This window comes from Mesorhizobium erdmanii, from assembly GCF_013170725.1.
Classification (GTDB): domain Bacteria; phylum Pseudomonadota; class Alphaproteobacteria; order Rhizobiales; family Rhizobiaceae; genus Mesorhizobium; species Mesorhizobium erdmanii.
Genome location: NZ_CP033361.1, coordinates 5,182,630 through 5,199,813 on the forward strand (window position 1 = coordinate 5,182,630; position 17,184 = coordinate 5,199,813).

18 protein-coding genes are annotated in these 17,184 nt (G+C 62.0%); 13 read left to right on the forward strand and 5 right to left on the reverse strand.

Annotated features, from left to right (window positions below; genetic code table 11):
- Window positions 1-43 precede the first annotated feature (43 nt).
- The 4 genes from EB233_RS25285 to EB233_RS25300 all read left to right on the forward strand — a co-directional run bounded on the left by EB233_RS25285 (window position 44) and on the right by EB233_RS25300 (window position 5,357).
- Entirely contained in the window at window positions 44-808 is a 765-nt protein-coding gene (locus EB233_RS25285; protein ID WP_064989450.1) for an SDR family oxidoreductase, read from the forward strand.
- A 441-nt stretch (window positions 809-1,249) separates the two neighbouring features.
- On the forward strand, window positions 1,250-2,224 hold the full coding sequence (locus EB233_RS25290; protein ID WP_027055790.1) for an ABC transporter substrate-binding protein: 975 nt from the start codon (window positions 1,250-1,252) through the stop codon (window positions 2,222-2,224).
- Between the two features lie 77 nt (window positions 2,225-2,301).
- The gene (locus tag EB233_RS25295; protein ID WP_027055791.1) at window positions 2,302-3,381 is read left to right on the forward strand and encodes a quaternary amine ABC transporter ATP-binding protein; all 1,080 of its coding nucleotides are present in this window, start codon (window positions 2,302-2,304) and stop codon (window positions 3,379-3,381) included.
- Window positions 3,378-5,357: an ABC transporter permease gene (locus EB233_RS25300; RefSeq protein WP_064989449.1), complete on the forward strand. Its 1,980-nt coding sequence runs from the start codon at window positions 3,378-3,380 to the stop codon at window positions 5,355-5,357. The genes EB233_RS25295 and EB233_RS25300 overlap by 4 nt, the downstream gene beginning before the upstream one ends.
- A 12-nt stretch (window positions 5,358-5,369) precedes the next feature.
- Here EB233_RS25300 and EB233_RS25305 read toward each other — a convergent pair whose 3' ends face one another.
- Window positions 5,370-6,728, reverse strand: coding sequence for an NAD(P)-binding domain-containing protein (locus EB233_RS25305; protein WP_064989448.1), 1,359 nt, complete (start codon window positions 6,726-6,728; stop codon window positions 5,370-5,372).
- 263 nt (window positions 6,729-6,991) lie between these two features.
- Between EB233_RS25305 and EB233_RS25310 the strand changes: the two genes are divergently transcribed.
- A complete protein-coding gene (locus tag EB233_RS25310) occupies window positions 6,992-7,711 on the forward strand; it encodes a helix-turn-helix domain-containing protein (RefSeq protein ID WP_064989447.1) in 720 nt (239 codons plus the stop codon).
- Window positions 7,712-8,058: 347 nt separating this feature from the next.
- Here EB233_RS25310 and EB233_RS25315 read toward each other — a convergent pair whose 3' ends face one another.
- The 4 genes from EB233_RS25315 to EB233_RS25330 are packed head-to-tail and all read right to left on the reverse strand — an operon-like array spanning window position 8,059 to window position 11,842.
- Entirely contained in the window at window positions 8,059-9,099 is a 1,041-nt protein-coding gene (locus tag EB233_RS25315) for a heme-dependent oxidative N-demethylase family protein (RefSeq protein ID WP_064989446.1), read from the reverse strand.
- A 9-nt stretch (window positions 9,100-9,108) separates the two neighbouring features.
- Entirely contained in the window at window positions 9,109-10,074 is a 966-nt protein-coding gene (locus EB233_RS25320; protein WP_064989445.1) for a PDR/VanB family oxidoreductase, read from the reverse strand.
- Complete coding sequence (locus EB233_RS25325) at window positions 10,071-10,667, reverse strand: dimethylamine monooxygenase subunit DmmA family protein (protein WP_064989444.1); 597 nt, start codon at window positions 10,665-10,667, stop codon at window positions 10,071-10,073. The genes EB233_RS25320 and EB233_RS25325 overlap by 4 nt, the downstream gene beginning before the upstream one ends.
- A 41-nt stretch (window positions 10,668-10,708) precedes the next feature.
- Window positions 10,709-11,842 carry an aminomethyl transferase family protein gene (locus tag EB233_RS25330; RefSeq protein WP_064989443.1) on the reverse strand — a complete coding sequence of 378 codons (1,134 nt, stop codon included), beginning with the start codon at window positions 11,840-11,842 and terminating at the stop codon, window positions 10,709-10,711.
- A 288-nt stretch (window positions 11,843-12,130) separates the two neighbouring features.
- On the opposite strand from EB233_RS25330, the gene EB233_RS25335 reads away from it, so the two are divergent.
- From EB233_RS25335 to EB233_RS25370, 8 genes are all read left to right on the forward strand, one after another.
- On the forward strand, window positions 12,131-12,418 hold the full coding sequence (locus EB233_RS25335; protein ID WP_027055799.1) for a hypothetical protein: 288 nt from the start codon (window positions 12,131-12,133) through the stop codon (window positions 12,416-12,418).
- Window positions 12,419-12,429: 11 nt separating this feature from the next.
- Window positions 12,430-12,807 (forward strand): hypothetical protein, encoded by a 378-nt coding sequence (locus EB233_RS25340; protein ID WP_027055800.1) that lies wholly within the window; start codon window positions 12,430-12,432, stop codon window positions 12,805-12,807.
- Between the two features lie 15 nt (window positions 12,808-12,822).
- Window positions 12,823-12,984 (forward strand): hypothetical protein, encoded by a 162-nt coding sequence (locus EB233_RS25345; protein WP_081294059.1) that lies wholly within the window; start codon window positions 12,823-12,825, stop codon window positions 12,982-12,984.
- A 14-nt stretch (window positions 12,985-12,998) separates the two neighbouring features.
- Window positions 12,999-14,393 (forward strand): APC family permease, encoded by a 1,395-nt coding sequence (locus tag EB233_RS25350; protein WP_027055802.1) that lies wholly within the window; start codon window positions 12,999-13,001, stop codon window positions 14,391-14,393.
- 45 nt (window positions 14,394-14,438) lie between these two features.
- Window positions 14,439-15,128 (forward strand): hypothetical protein, encoded by a 690-nt coding sequence (locus EB233_RS25355; protein ID WP_064989442.1) that lies wholly within the window; start codon window positions 14,439-14,441, stop codon window positions 15,126-15,128.
- Window positions 15,125-15,454 carry a hypothetical protein gene (locus tag EB233_RS25360; protein WP_064989441.1) on the forward strand — a complete coding sequence of 110 codons (330 nt, stop codon included), beginning with the start codon at window positions 15,125-15,127 and terminating at the stop codon, window positions 15,452-15,454. The genes EB233_RS25355 and EB233_RS25360 overlap by 4 nt, the downstream gene beginning before the upstream one ends.
- A 103-nt stretch (window positions 15,455-15,557) precedes the next feature.
- Window positions 15,558-16,454 (forward strand): class II glutamine amidotransferase, encoded by an 897-nt coding sequence (locus EB233_RS25365; protein WP_064989440.1) that lies wholly within the window; start codon window positions 15,558-15,560, stop codon window positions 16,452-16,454.
- A 5-nt stretch (window positions 16,455-16,459) separates the two neighbouring features.
- Entirely contained in the window at window positions 16,460-17,182 is a 723-nt protein-coding gene (locus tag EB233_RS25370) for a GltB/FmdC/FwdC-like GXGXG domain-containing protein (RefSeq protein ID WP_064989439.1), read from the forward strand.
- Window positions 17,183-17,184 lie beyond the last annotated feature (2 nt).

The following is a 17,184-nucleotide window of genomic DNA, read 5'->3' on the forward strand; positions in this document are numbered from 1 at the left end:
GCGCCATCCCGCATATCCTCCCTGCGAAACGGGGGGACGATCGATGGATCTATTCAGGCTGGACGGCGATGTCGCGCTGGTCACCGGGGCGGGCAGCGGCATTGGACAGGCAATCGCGATCGGGCTGGCCGAGGCGGGTGCCGACGTTGCCTGTTTCGGCCATGCGTCGAAGGGTGGGCTGGACGAGACCGCGCAGCGGATCACCGCCCTCGGCCGCAAGGCTCTGGTGCTGACCGGCACGGTGACATCGGAGAGCGACCTTGCGGCGGCGATGGACCGCGTCGAGGCCGAACTCGGCGCGTTGACCGTCGCCGTCAACAATGCCGGCATCGCCGGTTCGGAACCGGCCGAGACGATGGCGCTGGAGACTTGGCAGAAGGTACACGATGTCAATGTCGCCGGCGTGTTCCTGTCCTGCCAGGCCGAAGCGCGCAAGATGCTGCCGCGCCGCAAGGGCTCGATCATCAACATCGCCTCGATGTCGGCCACCATCGTCAACCGGGGGCTGACGCAGGCGCACTACAATTCCTCGAAGGCCGCCGTCATCCACATGTCGAAGAGCCTCGCCATGGAGTGGGCCGATCGCGGCCTGCGCGTCAACATCGTCAGCCCGGGCTACACACTGACGCCGATGAACAAGCGGCCCGAAGTGGCTGAGGAAATCAAGATCTTCAAGCGCGACACGCCGATGGGACGCATGGCGGCGCCGGAAGAAATGGTCGGGCCGACAGTATTCCTGGCCAGCCGCGCTTCGAGCTTCGTCACCGGCCTCGATCTGATCGTCGATGGCGGCTACGTCTGCTGGTAGGTACGCATCGGGTGGACTTCGCCTGCAGTCTGAATTTGTGCACACGCGCGGCGTTAGTCGTTGCGCCGCATGAATGTTGGTATATATAATTTCATCCCATGAAAGAGCCTTGGCGAGATGGGGCTTGCCGGGCCGACAGCCGAGAGCAATTCTTCTGAAGTTGCTCTGGATCATGGGACCTTGATGGCTCGCACCTTGCAGGGCGCCGCGGGACTGGCGTTTGATCCACGGATGATCGCTATCGCGGCGATCCATCGGCCATGAGACTGGCCGCCTCGGCAGCATCAGATATAACCGAGATCGAGCACCATCGCGGCTGCGCCGACCTTCGCCGCGCCGGCACCAAAGGCCTTGCGCAACGACCAGCCTTTCCAACACAATCAAGAAAAGACGCAAGAAGGGAACGAACGATAACCGTCACAGCTTGAAGGAGAACAAGCAATGCCACTTCGCAGTGTGATTTCGAAACTTTCAATGGGAGCACTGGCTCTTGCCGCGGCAAGCGCCATCACACCGGCGGCCTATGCCGCCGCGCCGGAATCCAACGACCCGATCAAGATCGCGTTGTTCGACTGGACCAGCGTCAACCTCAACGCCAAGATCCTCGGCGGCATCCTCGAAAAGCTCGGCTATACCGTCGAGTACCCGACCGCCGACTACCTCTCCAGCCTGACCACCGGCCTCACCAATGGCGATATCGATGTCGGGCTGGAGTTTTGGGACACGACCGCCGGCGAGGCCATGAAGGCTTCCGATGCCACCGGCCAGACCGAACGGCTCGGCAAACTCGGGCCGAAGGCCAAGGAAGAATGGTGGTTTCCCGAATATATGAAGGAAAAATGCCCGACCTTGCCGGACTGGCATGCGCTGCTCGACGCCACATGCGCGGCATCATTCTCGACTGCGGAGACGGCGCCGAAAGGGCGCTATCTCGGCGGTCCGGTTACCTGGGAAGGGTTTGACGACGAGCGCGTCGCGGCACTGAAGTTGCCCTTCACCGTGATCCATGCCGGCACCGATGCGGCAATGTTCGCCGAACTCGATTCCGCCTATCAGCGCAAGGCGCCGATCATGCTGTGGATCTATTCGCCGCATTGGGCGCCGGCCAAATACAAGGGCGAATGGGTGCAATTCCCCGAATACACGCCCGAGTGCTACAACGACCCGAAATGGGGCGTGAACCCCGACGCCAAATATGACTGCGGCAAGCCGCATGGCGAAATCTGGAAATACTCCTGGAACGGCATGAAGGACAAATGGCCGGTCGCCTACAAGGTGGCGAAGGCCTACACGATCGACACCGACGAGTTGAACAAGATGAGCGGCGAGATCGACCTCGACGGCAAAAAGCCGGAAGACGTCGCCGCCGCCTGGATCGCCGCTCACGAGGCCGACTGGAAAGCCTGGGCGCAGTGATCGTTCCGACTGGAAACGCGAGACCCGGCCGTTGATCGGCCGGGTCTCAATTGTCGATACTCCAGAAGGACGATTGGATGACGGACGGGACTGAACAGGGATCGGCGCAATCCGGTTGGGATAGCCGCCCGGTAAAACTTGCCTGCCGCAATGTGTGGAAGCTGTTCGGGGCAAACGCGGCCAGTTTCATCCGCGAGCGCGACGGCAAGGCCAGCATGGCCGATGTCACGGCTGCCGGACTGGTCGGCGCGGTGCGCGCCGTCGATCTCGAAATCCGCCAGGGCGAGATCTTCATCATCATGGGTCTGTCCGGCTCCGGCAAATCAACGCTGGTGCGCTGCATGTCGCGGCTGGTCGAGCCGAGCCACGGCAAGGTCGAGTTCGAGGGCAAGGACCTGCTGAAGATTTCCGACGCGGCGCTGATCGAGCTCCGGCGCCATCGCATGGGCATGGTGTTCCAGAATTTCGCGCTGCTGCCGCATCTCAATGTGCTCGACAACATCGCCTTTCCGCTCAGCATCCAGGGACAGGACCGGTCAACGCGCGAGGCGCGGGCTCGTGAGGTCATCGAACTCGTGGGCTTAAGCGGCCGCGAGCATTTCTACCCGCGCGAATTGTCTGGCGGCCAGCAGCAGCGTGTCGGCATCGCCCGCAGCTTGGCGACAAAACCTGAAATCTGGTTCCTTGACGAGCCGTTCTCCGCGCTCGATCCGCTGATCCGCCGTGAGATGCAGGACGAGCTGATGCGGCTGCAGACGATGCTGCACAAGACCATCGTCTTCATCACCCATGATTTCGACGAGGCCATAAGGCTCGCCGACCGCATCGCCATCATGAAGGACGGCGAGGTCATCCAGATCGGCACGCCGGAACAGCTGGTGGTCAATCCGGCGACCGACTACGTCGCCGAATTCACTCGCGACGTCGACCGCGCCAAGGTGATCTCGGCGCGCAGTCTGATGCGCGCCTGCAACGGCGCCGAGCATGGCGGAACGGTGGCGCCGGATGCCAAGATCGCCAGCTTCTCGGCCAGCATCGTTTCAGCCGGCAAGCCGTTCGCCGTGGTCAACGGCACCGGCAAGCCGATCGGCGAAGTCTCGCCACAAGCGGTCATAGATCTTTTGGCCGGCATCGAGCACACGGGAGCCGGCGCATGACGGTGACGGCAAGCGCCAGCGAGGCGAGACCGCCGCTTCAAAGGTGGCTTGTTGTCTGGGCCGTGGCACTCGCCGCCGTATTGGCACTATTCCTGCTGCAGGAAAGCCTGCCCTGGGCAGTAAATTATCCGGCCAGCGCCGTCGTGCCCGTCGCCGACTGGGTCAGTGCTCTAATGAGCTGGATCAAGTCGAACCTGTCGTGGCTGACCCGCTCGATCACCGCGGTGCTGGGCGTGCCGCTCGACTTCGCACTCGATCTTCTGGCCAAGAACTTCAAGGTCGGTCACGGTGCCGATGCCTATGTCCTGCCGCGGCTGTCGTGGGTCGGGGTGTGCGCTGTCGCCTTCCTCGCCGGCCATGCCGTGGGCGGCCGGAACCTCAGCCTGCTGGTCGGCGGCTGCTTCCTCTACATCGCGCTGTTCGGCCAATGGACCAGCGCCATGCTGACGCTGGCGCTGATCTCCATCGCGGTGCCGTTCTGCATCGTCACCGGCCTGTTCGCCGGCATCTGGGCGTGGCGCAAGCCGTGGGCGGAAAGGCTGATCGTCTCCCCTGCCCTCGACCTGATGCAGACGATCCCGACCTTCGCCTATCTGATCCCGATGCTGCTCCTATTCGGCAACAGCCCGGTCTCGGCGATGATCGCCACAGCGATTTTCGCCACGCCGCCGATGGTGCGGGCGACGATGCTCGGCCTGACGAGGGTGCCGCTGGAGATCGGCGAATTCAGCGACATGGCCGGCTGTACGGCGCGGCAAAAACTGTGGCGGGTGCTCCTACCCTCGGCCCGCCCCACGCTGATGGTCGGCGTCAACCAGGTCATCATGCTGGCGCTCAACATGGTCATCATCGCCTCGATGATCGGCGCCGGCGGCCTCGGCTACGACGTGCTTCTGGCGCTGCGCGCGCTGAAGGTCGGCGAAGCCATGGAAGCCGGTCTCGCCATCGTGGCGCTGGCGATCGCGCTCGACCGGCTGAGCCAGGCCATCGCGCACAAGCAGGCCAAAGGCCATGTCCATCAGGCGGCGAGCCCGAGCATCTGGCAGCGCTATCCCAATCTGACGCTGGCCATCGCCATCCTTGGCGTCACCACGCTGCTCGGCCTGTTCGTGCCGGCTTTCGCGGCGGTGCCGAAGGCGATCACCTTCACCACTGCGCCGTTGTGGAAGGCGGCGGTGAACTGGGTGACAATCAACTTCTTTGATGCGATCGAAGCCTTTCGCGTGGCGCTGATCCTCAACGTGCTCAATCCGGTGCGCGCCTTCTGCGAAGGCTTTCCGTGGCTGGGCGCGGTGTTCCTGCTCGGCCTTGCCGGCTATCAGCTCTCAGGGCTGCGCCTGGCGGCCCTGGTCGCGGCACTGACCACCTTCTGTGCCATCACCGGGCTCTGGGAAAAGACCATGGCCACCGTCTATCTCTGCGGCATCTCGGCCTTCATCGCCTGCCTGATCGGCATTCCAATCGGCCTGATGGCGGCGCGCAGCGACCGCTTCGAGAAGATCGTCACGCCTGTCATCGACACGTTGCAGGTCCTGCCGTCCTTCTGCTTCATCATTCCGGTGGTGATGTTGTTTCGGGTCGGCGATGTCACCGCCATGATCGCCACGATCGCCTTCGCCGTGGTGCCGGCGATCCGCTACACCAATCATGGCATCAGGCAGGTGCCGCCGGCGTTGATCGAAGCAGCCAAGGTGTCCGGCTGCACGCCGCGCCAGACCTTCTTTCGCGTGCAATTGCCGCTGGCGCTTCCCGAAATCATGCTCGGCGTCAACCAGACCATCCTGATGGCGCTGGCGATGATCATCATCTGCGCCATGGTCGGCACCCGCGACCTCGGCCAGGAGGTGTTCATCGCGCTGTCCAAGGCCGATTCCGGCCGCGGCATCGTGGCGGGGCTGGCGATAGCCTTCATCGGCATCGTCGCCGACCGGCTGTTCGGCGCCTGGACGGCGAAGGCAAGGGCTAGGCTAGGATAGAAGAGGCCGCAGCTATTCCGCGGCCACCCCCTTAACCTCGAGATAGCTCTCCATGGAATCGTCCAGCGCCTGCAGCCACGGCGTGTGGTGCAGCGGCGCCATGGTGCCGGTCATCAGCGAGCGGTAGGCGTGGTCGCGGAAGCTCATAATATCTTCCGCCTTGTGGTGTTCCCACTCCATGAAGGTCTGGTTGACCGCCTCGACGTCGAAACCGGGATAGTCGGTCTGGTCCATCAATTCCTTGGTGTAGTCGCCCTGGAACCAGATCATCTGCTCGGCGTCCTCCAGCGTTTCCTCACGCGCCCGCCATTTGGCGCCGTGCTCGGCCATCGCTTCGGCTGACGGCAGCTTGATGCGGCCCATGATGACGTCGCGGGCGAGCCAGGCTTGCGCGTCGAACATGTTGAAGGTGTAGAACTGGTCCTGCATGCCGATGTAGGACAGCTTCGGGTTCTTCTCCCAGACGACACCTTCATAGAGACCCGTTGGCCACATGCGGTTCGCGGTCTTGAGTTTCAGATCGTCGGTGAGGAACGGGAAGGAGTGGAGGTAGCCGGTGCACAGGATGATGGCGTCGACGTCCTTGGTGGTGCCGTCCTTGAAATGCGCCGTCTTGCCGACGACCTTCTGCAGCAATGGCACCTCTTTCCAGTTCTCCGGCCATTTGAAGCCCATCGGCTTCGAGCGGTAACTGGAGGTGATCGACTTGGCGCCGTATTTGTAGCATTGCGAGCCGATGTCCTCGGCCGAATAGGAACGGCCAATGATCAGGATGTCCTTGCCCTTGAATTCCATCGCGTCGCGGAAATCATGGCTGTGCAGGATGCGGCCGTTGAAGGTCGAGAAGCCCTCGAAATAGGGAACGTTGGGCACCGAGAAATGGCCGGAGGCGACGACGACATTGTCGAACTCTTCGGAATAAGTGACGTCGTTCGTGCGGTCATGCGCGGTGACGGTGAATTTCTTGGTCTCGTCCGAAAAGGTCACCATGCGCACCGGACTGTTGAAACGTACCCATTTGCGCAAGCCCGACTTCTCGACGCGACCCTTGATGTAATCCCACAGCACGGCGCGCGGCGGATAGGAGCCGATGGGCCGGCCAAAATGCTCCTCGAACGTGTAGTCGGCGAATTCCAGGCATTCCTTTGGACCGTTCGACCAGAGGTAGCGGTACATCGAGCCGTGCACGGGGTCGCCATGTTCGTCGAGGCCGGTACGCCAGGTGTAGTTCCACAAGCCGCCCCAGTCGGACTGCTTTTCGAAGCAGACGATTTCGGGAATGTCGGCGCCCTTGTCGGCAGCCGACTTGAAGGCCCTGAGTTGTGCCAGGCCGGACGGTCCGGCGCCGATGACGGCAACGCGAGTTTTCATTTCCAGGGCCTCCTCATTTTTGATTTCCCCAGCGAAACAAATTTCACTGACAGTGACACTAATTGGCGCTTGCGTGCTGTCAACAGACATCTGCGGGAACAGCGTTTGCGCATAACGGAATCCCGTCGAAAAACCTCCGCTGGCAGAATGCCAGGGATCGTCAGGTGGAACCTAAGACGGCTTGCCGACACCGCCGTGCTGCTGTATCGCCAACTGATATGTTCACCTTGAGTGAAATAAATCGGCGCAATCCCGGGGGCGACATGGCGAAAGACGGTTCCAATTCCAAGTCCGGCCCTGCCGGCGCCAAGGCCAAGCCGCATCCAAAAGTCTCGGCGGACGGCAAGACCATCCGGGCGCCACTGACGCAGAACCCGCACGCCATCCGCGACACGCGCGAGAAAGTGCTGGAGGTGGCGATCGGCCGCGAGGTGCGGGCGTTCCGCAAGAAGCTCGGCATCACCGTCGCCGATCTCGCTGTCGCCACTGACATTTCGCTGGGCATGCTGTCGAAGATCGAGAACGGCATCACCTCGCCATCGCTGACCACCTTGCAGGCGCTGTCGCGGGCGCTCGGCGTTCCGGTCACCGCCTTCTTCCGCCGCTTCGAGGAGGAGCGCAGCGCTGTCTTCGTCAAAGCAGGCGAAGGCCTCGATGTCGAGCGTCGCGGCACGCGCGCCGGCCATCAGTACAATCTGCTTGGCCATATCGGTTCGAACACCAGCGGAGTGGTCGTCGAGCCTTATCTCATCACGCTGACCGAGGATTCGGACGTGTTTCCGACCTTCCAACACGAGGGCATGGAGTTCCTCTACATGCTGGAAGGCGAAGTCGTTTACCGGCACGGCAGCAACCTCTATCCGATGAAGCCCGGCGACAGCCTGTTCTTCGACGCCGATGCGCCGCATGGGCCGGAGCAGCTGACAAAACTGCCGATGCGGTATTTGTCGATTATTTGTTATCCGCAGGGCAGTGCTGGGTGATTGGCTAATCTCCCCCCTCGTGGAGGAGATGTCCGGCAGGACAGAGGGGGGCGCTGTCCCTCGGCATGTCTTTGCTTGGAGTGGCTCAAACCGCGCGCTTCGTCATCCTCGGGCTTGACCCGAGGATCCATGCCGTGACCTTCGCCGAATGGTGCAACGGAGCAGAATTCTCAACCGTTGCAACGCCTTAACGTCACGGAATGGATCCTAGGGTCTGCGCTGCGTCGCTTCGCTTCTTGCTTCGCCCTAGGATGACGAAACGGATGGGCCGAGTTCCTTCGCGCCCCCCTCTGCCCTGCCGGGCATCTCCCCCCTCGTCGGGGAGATCGGCAACTTCGCCGGCAGCTCTAATCCGGCCCGAACCCTGCGCTCGTCGCACTGCCATCATCCAGCTTCGACAGCCATTCCACCAGCGTCGGCCTGTAGCGAGTCAGGCCCTTGTAGGTGGCCAGTTCCTCGGGCAGATCGCGGATGACGCGGTGCAGGCGGCGCGCCCATTTCGGCTGCGTCACCAGTTCGTCCATCTTGATCAGATAGCAGCGGATCGGGAAGACGATGCCGTTCGAGCGCGGCAGCCGCCAGAAGCTTTGCAGTTCGACGCGCAGATGCACCTTGTCGCCGACATTTTCGGGCGTGACCGTTGTCCGGTCAGGACCCCATTTGTGGTAATTCTCAGGGCTGGTGTCGAGGCGCGGGTTGACGGTCATCGTCCAGTTCAGACGCCGTGCCGGCTTGCCCTGCTGGATGTTGGTGAGGAATTTCAGCGCCCTGACGAAAATCCCCTTCTCATGCGCCAGCGGCACCGGCGCGTGCCACTCGAAAAAATTCATGCCGATGTCGAAATCGAGCGACCAGTCGGCCTGGGTGGTGACCATGCCGGCATCCATCCACAGATTGCCGTCGCGCTGGTCGAGGATGCAGAAATCGCCCTGGCTCTGGCGGGTGATGTATTCCATCGGGCCGTAAGGCAGCGTCGAGGTGTCGCCGAAGGTGAAGGTGTCGTCGATGCCGAGCGGCCGATTGATCCAACGCCAGCGGTCGCCATCGCGCTCGAGCGAGAAATGCTCGGGATAGCCCAGCGCCTGCTGTTCCATCAACAGTTCGAGCAGGTCCCAGCCGGCCAAGGTCATATGCGGCAGCGACTGGCAGCGCAGCGGATCCTCGGCCAGCACCAGCGCCCGGTCCTGCATCTCGGCGACATAGTGCTCGTCGACGTCGATCAGGTTTTCGAGCACCGAGCCTTTCGGACCGATAACATGCGGCTCGATGTTGACCGCATACATGTAGGCATCTTCATGGAACGGGAACGGAAAGCGCCTGATGTGCTCCGGGCTGTTCCTGAAGGTGAAATCGTCGCGGAACGTTTCCTTGCGAAAGGTGATGCCCATCTTCGCCTCCTATCTTTCCAAGACCAGCGACTTGCCCTCGAAGCGCGACACGCACGGCATGATCTTGCAGCCGGAACGATGGTCTTCCTCGCTCAGCCAGTGGTCGTTGTGGATGAACTTGCCGTCGTACGAGATGACGTTGGTCTCGCACTGGCCACAAACGCCGCCGCGGCAGAGATAGGGTGGATCGACGCCGGCCGCCTCGATCGCTTCGAGCAGGCTCTGCTGCTCGCCGACACGGATCGTCTTGCCGCTGACGGCCAGCGTCACATCGAAAGGCAGGCCGGGCTGGGGTGCCGCGAAATGCTCGAAATGCACGGCCTCCGGTGGCCATCCCAGGCTTGCCGCGCGGTCGCGCACCCAATTGATCATGCCGGCTGGACCGCAGACATAGAGATGCGTGCCGAGCGGCTGCGTCGACAGCAACCGGTCGAGATCGATGCGCTCGTCGAGGTCGTCGTGATAGAGCCTGATGCGCCTGTCATAACGCTCGCGTAGCAGGTCGGCATAGGTGCCGAGCGACGCGGTGCGGCAGGTGTAGTGAAGTTCGAAATTGCCGCCCTCTCCCGCTAGTTGCGCGGTCTGCGCCATGAACGGCGTGATGCCGATGCCGCCGGCCAGCATCAGATGTTTTTTCGCCCTGAGGTCGAGCGAGAACAGGTTGACGGGATAGCTGATCACCATCTCCAGGCCGGGCTTGACGCTGCGGTGCATGAACAGCGAACCGCCGCGGCCGACATCGTCGCGGCGCACCGAGATCGTGTATTCGCGCGTGTCGAGCGGCGAGCCCATCAGCGAATAGGGATTGAGCCTGGTGCGGTCGCCATCGCGCATTTCGACGACGACATGGGCGCCACCGGAGAAGGTCGGCAAAAGCTCCCCGTCACGGCGGCGGAAATGGAAGCGGGTGACCAGCTCGTTGACCGGGACGACATCGCTGACCACGACATCGAGCTTGGTGGTGCCGGTGCTCATGGGAAGGCCTCCTCGATCGGAGGCATCTCGGAACGATCCTCGGCATTGATGCAGACGCCCTGGAAGGCGGCGAGGCGCCTGGAATAATGATCGCGCACCAGAAGCAGCAGCCCACAATGCGCACAAATGGCCGGCTGCGTCGTGACATTTTCGGTAATGCCCTTGCAATGCACGCACTGCATGCGCCGCGCCAGCGAGCCGCGATGCTCGGTCTGCATCGAAGTGTGGTCGATGCCGGCTTCGAGCGCCACCTGCATCGCCTGGCCGATCAGCCCTTCGGTGCCGGCGAGATAGAGACGCAGGCCCATATGGGCGTTGCTCAGCGTCTGCGTCAGCCGCGGCAGCAGACTGGCGAAGGACGGCGCTTGATGAAACTGCGCCGGCTTCAGCGCTTCGAGCGCTGCGACGTGTTTGCCGCCCGGATCCGGGATATAGACGATTTCGGCGCCTTCGAAAAATCCGGCCGGCGCTCTTGCGGCCATGTCTGAAATAGCGAGCGCGCCTTCGGCATCGGCGATGAAAAGATGGTGTTTGCCGGGCTGCGGAGAGAGCGTTCCGTAGACCGGCCGGCTGATAATGCTTTTGGCTGCCATTTACGTCTTCGTGCCTCGAACCTCTCGCTGTTGATGATGCCTCAACCCTTGGCGGTGCGCTTGGTCTTTTTCGGATCGTCGAACGGCAATGGCTGCGCCGTCGCCTTGATCGAGCCGCTCTTGTTGCGGATTTCGAGCTTGGTATCCTTGACGGCACTGCCGACATCGAGCCGGGCGATGCCCATCGATTTCTTGACCAGCGGCGAATACATGGCGCATGTCACCACGCCGACCTGTTTGCCGTCGCGATAGACCGGCGCGCCCTCGTCGGCCGGCTCCTTGCCGTCTAGTAGCACGCCGAAGATCTTGAAGCGCTCCTTGCCCTTCAGCCGGTAATGCTCCTCGGCCCCGCGAAAGCCGGTCTTGCCGGGGCTGACGGTGAAGTCGAGGCCGAGTTCCCACAACGTGTCGCCGGGGCCTTCATTCTCGAACGGATATTTTTGCGAATTGTCGTAGGGGTAGAAAAGCAAGTAGCTTTCGACGCGCAGCATATCGAGCGTGGTGAAGCGGCACGGGATGATGCCGGCGCTCTTGCCTTCCTCGAGGATGCGATCCCAGATCGCGCCGGCATCCTGGCCACGGCAGAAGATCTCGTAGCCGCGCTCGCCGGTGTAGCCGGTGCGCGAGATCATCACCGGGAAGCCGAACAGCTGCGTGTGCATGTGGTGGAAGTAGTTGAGGTCGCGGATGCCCGGCACATGCTTGGCGAGATAGTCGACTGAAGTCGGACCCTGCAGGGACAGGTCGTGCAGATTGTCGTCGAAGCGCAGTGACACGTCACGCCCGACGGAAGCGCGCTGCAATTCCTCATGGCCGGTGCCGGAGCCGTGCACGACCATCCACGAGTTCGGGCTGATGCGATAGAGGATGCAGTCGTCGGTGAATTTTCCCGCCTCGTTCAGCATGCAGGCATAGGCCGACTTGCCGGGATAGATCTTCTCGACATCGCGCGTGGTGGCGAGGTCGATGAGGTGCGAGGCGTGCGGCCCTGTGATGTGGACCTTCTTCAGACCCGACACGTCCATCAGTCCGGCCTTGGTGCGGATGGCGATGTATTCCTCGTCGGCATCCTTGTCGTAAGTCCAGGCGGTGCCCATGCCGCTCCAGTCTTCGAGCTTCGAGCCCAGCGCGCGATGGCGATCCGCCAAGGTCGAAAATCTCCAGGATGCCGTCATCCGATCGTCCTCCGTCCGATAATTCTGCTGTTCCCTGCTCCTTTACGCCGAGGCCGGAGCTTTGGTTGGAATATTGACCGCAAACGCGGGAGCCCTGCAATCCCCTTCAAGCAAATAATTTCATTGTCAGGCAAAATTGTTTACCCGAGGCTAGCGGTTAACTCTGCGTAAATTCGTCTTGACAATTGCGGAATTCGGCATGAATTTATGAAAAAAATTTCACTCTCTTGAAAGAGAGCGACGAGCGGTCGATTCGGAGCCGGACGTCGACAACAGGGGAAAAAACCGATGTCAGACCTGCAGCAGCGCATAGAAGCGCTGTACCGTTCCGACGTGCGCGGTTCCGCGCTCCTGATCATCTGCCTGTGGGCGACGATCCTCTTCGTCCTCTTCATGACATGGCCATACATCCCGGACAGCGGGATCAAGGTCGTGGTGGCGATCGCCGCTGCCTTGGTGCTGATCTTCAATACCGCGGCGATCCTGGCGATGGTCAAACACTACAAGGAAGACAAGGACTTCATCTACGGGCTCGACATCAAGAACGCCGACGCGTCCCGCAACCGCAAGGCCTGAGGAGCACAGACATGCCTCGTTACACGCCGCCGGAACAGAGCAAGGCCGGGCAGATCTTCGATATCGCCGTCGTCGTGGTCGCCATCTTCGTGGCGCTGTGGCTGCCACTGAAAATGGGCTTGGCAGGCGCAGCCAAGTCCATCGACGCGCTCGACGCCAAGACCTGGGAAGCGCTTGGCCAGAACCCGACCATGGCCGCGATCTGGGAAAAGCTCGGCTACACGCCCGAAACCGCGCATGACGTTATCCAGAATCGCTTTCACTACGTCATCGACTGGCCGACGCTGATCATCATGGCGGCGGTGCTGATCGGTTATTTCGTTTTCCTGTTCCGCGCTTCCGATCGCGAATACCGCGATGTCATCAACGAAAAATTCGACGATAAGTAAATCGGGGGACGCATCATGTGGGTGGCACTCTCTTACGCATGCTGGGGCATATCGATCGTGCTCGCGCTGTGGATGCTCTACGACTGGTTCAAGGTGGATACCACCTACACCGAGGATGTCCTGACTTCCTCGCGCGAAGGCGAGCTTGAAGCCGTTTCCGAAAAACACCGGATCTGAGTGGGGATTGAACAATGACGATCACGCTTGAACCGGCAATCCACGGAGACAGGGTTTCACTGCTGCGCGTGCTTGGCCCGGCCCATGTGTGGGCGCTCGGCGTCGGCATCGTTCTGGTCGGCGAATTCACCGGCTGGAATTTTTCCGCCGACAAGGGGGGCGCGCTGGCGGCGCTCATCGTCTGCTGGATCGTCGGGCTGCTCTATACCTCGGTTGCCATGATCGATTCAGAGGTGACGTCGACGGTCGCCGCCGCCGGCGGCCAGTATGCGCAAGCCAAGCATATCGTCGGACCGCTGATGGCCTTCAACGTCGCGCTGTTCCTGGTCTTCGCCTACACGATGCTGGAAGTATCGGACGCCATCCTGCTCGGCGACACGATCGTCGCCAAGGCCGGCGTCGACGGGCTCACCCACAATTCCTTCATCGCCGCCACCATCGTGGTGCTGGCCTGGCTCAACTATCGCGGCGTGCTGATGACGCTGAACGTCAACTTCGTCATCACGGCAATCGCCTACATCTCGATCGTCATCCTGTTCTTCTCGGTCAGCCCATGGACGCAAGGCGCGGTGCTGAAGCTCAACGAACTGGTGACGCCGGGCAACGCGCTCCCTTATGGCTGGATCGGCGTCATCGCCGCCTTCCAGTTCGGCATCTGGTACTATCTCGGCATCGAAGGCACCACGCAGGCCGCCGAGGAAGTGCGCTCTCCTGCGCGCTCCCTGCCCTACGGCACCATGGCCGGCATGATCACGCTGCTGATCGCCGCCGCCATGACCTGGTACGTCTGCGCTTCCCTGATGCCATGGGAATATCTCGGCATCACCTATTATCCGCTGTGGGACGCCGGCAAGCTGACCGGCAGCCCGCTGCTCGAGAACCTCTTGTTCGTCGCGACGCTGCTTGCGGCTCTCGCCTCGGCCAATGGCTGTATCAACGACGCGGCGCGCGCCTGGTTCTCGCTTGGACGCGACCGGTATCTGCCGAGCTGGTTCTCGGCCGTGCATCCGAGGTATCGCACCCCCTACCGTTCGATCCTGTTCCTGCTGCCGATCGCGCTCGCCTTCGCCTTCATCGCCGACCTCAACCAGGCGATCACCTTCTCGATCCTGTCGGGCGTGCTGCAATACACCTTCATGAGCATCAACATCATGATGTTCCGCAAGAAATGGCCGCTCGGCACCATCCGCCGGGGTTACACGCACCCGTTCCATCCGCTGCCGGCAATCGTGCTGTTCTGCCTGTGCGTGGTGACCTTCTTCGCCATCTTCCTCGGCTTCGGCTCGCAACTGATCGCGATGACCATCTTCTATTTCCTGATCTCTGTGTGGTTCCATTTCTACCGCTACAAATTCGTGCGCCGTGGCGACCAGTTCACCATGCCGTGGCCGAAACCGCAGGGCTATTGATGGGAGACGGCCCGCCCCGATCATTGGCGGGCCGGACAAGATAAAATGTCCGAAGTGACATCAGCACTGCTCGCCGGGGCCATAGTCCTGGCTGTCGTCCTCCATCTTGCGTGGCTGGCGCGGCGTGGCCGCAACAGGGGTTTGGCGGCGCTCGCCGCCGACGAGGCCAGCATTCGCACCGTCATCGCCGACGCTGCCAATGTTTCCGACGGCAGCGCCGGTGTCGTCACCTGGGAAGGCACGTGGAACGGCCAGCGCGTTCAGCTGCGCACCATCGTCGATACGCTGGCGACGCGGAAACTCCCGGCACGCTGGCTCAGCGTTTCGATCACCGAAAAGGTCGGCGTGCCAGCGACGTTCGACATGATGATGCGGCCGGGCTCGCCGACCACCTTCTCCAATTTCGACCATCTCCAGCATACGCTGCCGAAGGCTCCGGGATTCCCCGCCGAGGCGGTGCTGCGAACGGATCGTAGAGGCACACGGTTTCCGCAAGGCATCATTGCCGACCATCTGGAGCTCTTTTCGGAAGGGCGCGCCAAGGAACTGCTGATCACACCCAATGGGGTGCGCATCGTCTGGCTGCATGCCGAAGCCGAGCGGGCACGCTACGGCGTTTTCCGGCAGGCCGCGTTCGGCGAGGCGGCGATCGATCCTGCGTTGGTTGAACGGCTGCTCACCTCCCTCTCGGGGCTGCGCGACGCCATCAACAGAAGCGAACGGCAAGCCGCATGACCAGTTCAAATACACAGCCGGCGCCGCCGAATCCCTATCTCGTGCTGGGCGCGGCGATCGTGCTGCCGGCGAGCGGCCATGTCATTCTGGGCGTGCCGGTGCGCGGGCTGCAGTTCCTTTTCTTCATGGTTATCCTGGCCTGGGTGACCGCCAAGGTGGCGCCGCCGGACGCCAGTTTCATCGGCCGTCATGCCGGCGGCTTCCTGATCTATGCGCTGTCGATCCTCGACGCCTACAAACTCGCTCGTATCCGCCACGCCCTGTGGGTTCACAAGGCCGCGCCGGACAGCGATAATTCGCAGGGCGGCATTGCGCCGCATACGTAACCAGAGGAAAATTTTTTTCATACCATTGAATTCGAGCAACGCATTCGATACATCATCTCTCAGCTACAAACGATCTCTTAGCTACAAATGCCTGGAGGCTGACATGTGTGGAATTGTCGGACTGTTTTTGAAGGACAAGTCGCTGGAGCCGAAGCTCGGCGCGATGCTGTCGGAGATGCTGGTGTCGCTCAGCGATCGCGGCCCGGACAGTGCCGGCATCGCCATCTATGGCGCACCCTCCAGCAATGAAGCCAAGATCACCATCCAGTCAGCCAAGCCGGCGCGCGATTTTGGCCACCTCGACACCGAGCTTGCCAAGGCCATTGGCGCGCCGGTGGCGATCGCGGTGAAGTCGACCCATGCCGTCGTCAGGACAACACCCGCCAAGATCGACGAAGCGCGCGAGGCGATACAGGCGCTGCGTCCCGACATCCGGATCATGGGCGCCGGCGACGTCGTCGAGATCTACAAGGAAGTGGGCCTGCCCGAGGCAGTCGTCGATCGCTTCGACGTCCGCAAGATGACCGGCACGCATGGTATCGGCCACACCCGCATGGCAACGGAATCGGCGGTGACGACGATGGGCGCGCATCCGTTCTCGACCGGCGCCGACCAGTGCCTGGTGCACAATGGCTCGCTTTCCAACCACAACAACGTGCGGCGCGAACTGGTGCGCGAGGGCATGAAATTCGAGACTGAGAACGACACAGAAGTCGCCGCCGCCTATCTCTCCTCGCAGATGGCGCATGGCAAGAATCTCGGCGAAGCCCTGGAAGGCACGCTGTCCGATCTCGACGGTTTCTTCACCTTCGTCGTCGGCACCAAGAATGGATTTGGCGTGGTGCGCGACCCGATCGCCTGCAAGCCCGCCGTCATGGCCGAGACCGACCAGTATGTCGCCTTCGGCTCGGAGTATCGCGCGCTGACCAAGCTGCCCGGCATAGACAATGCGAGGGTCTGGGAACCGGAGCCCGCAACCGTCTATTTCTGGGAGCATTGAGTTTCATGCCGGCAACCTCCAAGGCAACGCGCGAAAGCCATGCGCGCGTCTTCGATCTCGATGTGTCGTCGCTGCGCGAGCTAAACCAAGCGCTTCACGATCTGGCGCCAGGTTCCAATGAGACGGCATGGGAAGTGCTGCACCCGAAGGGCAGCCATTCGGTCGCCGTCGGTGTCGACCAGCCCGTCAGCATCGATGTGCGCGGCAGCGTCGGCTACTATTGCGGCGGCATGAATTCCGGCAGCGCGATCACCGTGCATGGCTCGGCCGGACCCGGCGTCGGCGAAAACATGATGTCGGGCTCCATAACGGTCAAAGGCGACGCCAGCCAATATGCCGGCGCCACCGGCAAGGGCGGCCTGCTGGTCATCGAGGGCAATGCGTCATCGCGTTGCGGCATCTCGATGAAGGGCATCGACATCGTCGTGCACGGCAATATCGGCCATATGTCGGCCTTCATGGCGCAGTCCGGCAATCTGGTGGTGCTGGGCGATGCCGGCGATGCGCTGGGCGATTCCATCTACGAAGCGCGGCTGTTCGTGCGCGGCAAGGTCGACAGCCTTGGCGCCGACTGCATCGCCAAGGAGATGCGGCCCGAACATCTGGAATTGCTGCAAGGCCTGCTCGACCGCGCCGGTGTCACCGGCGTCAAGCCGTCGGAGTTCAAGCGCTACGGCTCCGCGCGTACCCTCTACAATTTCAATATCGACAACGCCGACGCGTATTGAGG

What these genes read in the sequence shown, in the direction of transcription:
- EB233_RS25285 (WP_064989450.1), top strand. Translation starts at nt 44, where the DNA reads ATGGATCTATTCAGGCTGGACGGCGATGTCGCGCTGGTCACCGGGGCG.
- EB233_RS25290 (WP_027055790.1), top strand. Translation starts at nt 1,250, where the DNA reads ATGCCACTTCGCAGTGTGATTTCGAAACTTTCAATGGGAGCACTGGCT.
- EB233_RS25295 (WP_027055791.1), top strand. Translation starts at nt 2,302, where the DNA reads ATGACGGACGGGACTGAACAGGGATCGGCGCAATCCGGTTGGGATAGC.
- EB233_RS25300 (WP_064989449.1), top strand. Translation starts at nt 3,378, where the DNA reads ATGACGGTGACGGCAAGCGCCAGCGAGGCGAGACCGCCGCTTCAAAGG.
- EB233_RS25305 (WP_064989448.1), bottom strand. Translation starts at nt 6,728, where the DNA reads ATGAAAACTCGCGTTGCCGTCATCGGCGCCGGACCGTCCGGCCTGGCA.
- EB233_RS25310 (WP_064989447.1), top strand. Translation starts at nt 6,992, where the DNA reads ATGGCGAAAGACGGTTCCAATTCCAAGTCCGGCCCTGCCGGCGCCAAG.
- EB233_RS25315 (WP_064989446.1), bottom strand. Translation starts at nt 9,099, where the DNA reads ATGGGCATCACCTTTCGCAAGGAAACGTTCCGCGACGATTTCACCTTC.
- EB233_RS25320 (WP_064989445.1), bottom strand. Translation starts at nt 10,074, where the DNA reads ATGAGCACCGGCACCACCAAGCTCGATGTCGTGGTCAGCGATGTCGTC.
- EB233_RS25325 (WP_064989444.1), bottom strand. Translation starts at nt 10,667, where the DNA reads ATGGCAGCCAAAAGCATTATCAGCCGGCCGGTCTACGGAACGCTCTCT.
- EB233_RS25330 (WP_064989443.1), bottom strand. Translation starts at nt 11,842, where the DNA reads ATGACGGCATCCTGGAGATTTTCGACCTTGGCGGATCGCCATCGCGCG.
- EB233_RS25335 (WP_027055799.1), top strand. Translation starts at nt 12,131, where the DNA reads ATGTCAGACCTGCAGCAGCGCATAGAAGCGCTGTACCGTTCCGACGTG.
- EB233_RS25340 (WP_027055800.1), top strand. Translation starts at nt 12,430, where the DNA reads ATGCCTCGTTACACGCCGCCGGAACAGAGCAAGGCCGGGCAGATCTTC.
- EB233_RS25345 (WP_081294059.1), top strand. Translation starts at nt 12,823, where the DNA reads ATGTGGGTGGCACTCTCTTACGCATGCTGGGGCATATCGATCGTGCTC.
- EB233_RS25350 (WP_027055802.1), top strand. Translation starts at nt 12,999, where the DNA reads ATGACGATCACGCTTGAACCGGCAATCCACGGAGACAGGGTTTCACTG.
- EB233_RS25355 (WP_064989442.1), top strand. Translation starts at nt 14,439, where the DNA reads ATGTCCGAAGTGACATCAGCACTGCTCGCCGGGGCCATAGTCCTGGCT.
- EB233_RS25360 (WP_064989441.1), top strand. Translation starts at nt 15,125, where the DNA reads ATGACCAGTTCAAATACACAGCCGGCGCCGCCGAATCCCTATCTCGTG.
- EB233_RS25365 (WP_064989440.1), top strand. Translation starts at nt 15,558, where the DNA reads ATGTGTGGAATTGTCGGACTGTTTTTGAAGGACAAGTCGCTGGAGCCG.
- EB233_RS25370 (WP_064989439.1), top strand. Translation starts at nt 16,460, where the DNA reads ATGCCGGCAACCTCCAAGGCAACGCGCGAAAGCCATGCGCGCGTCTTC.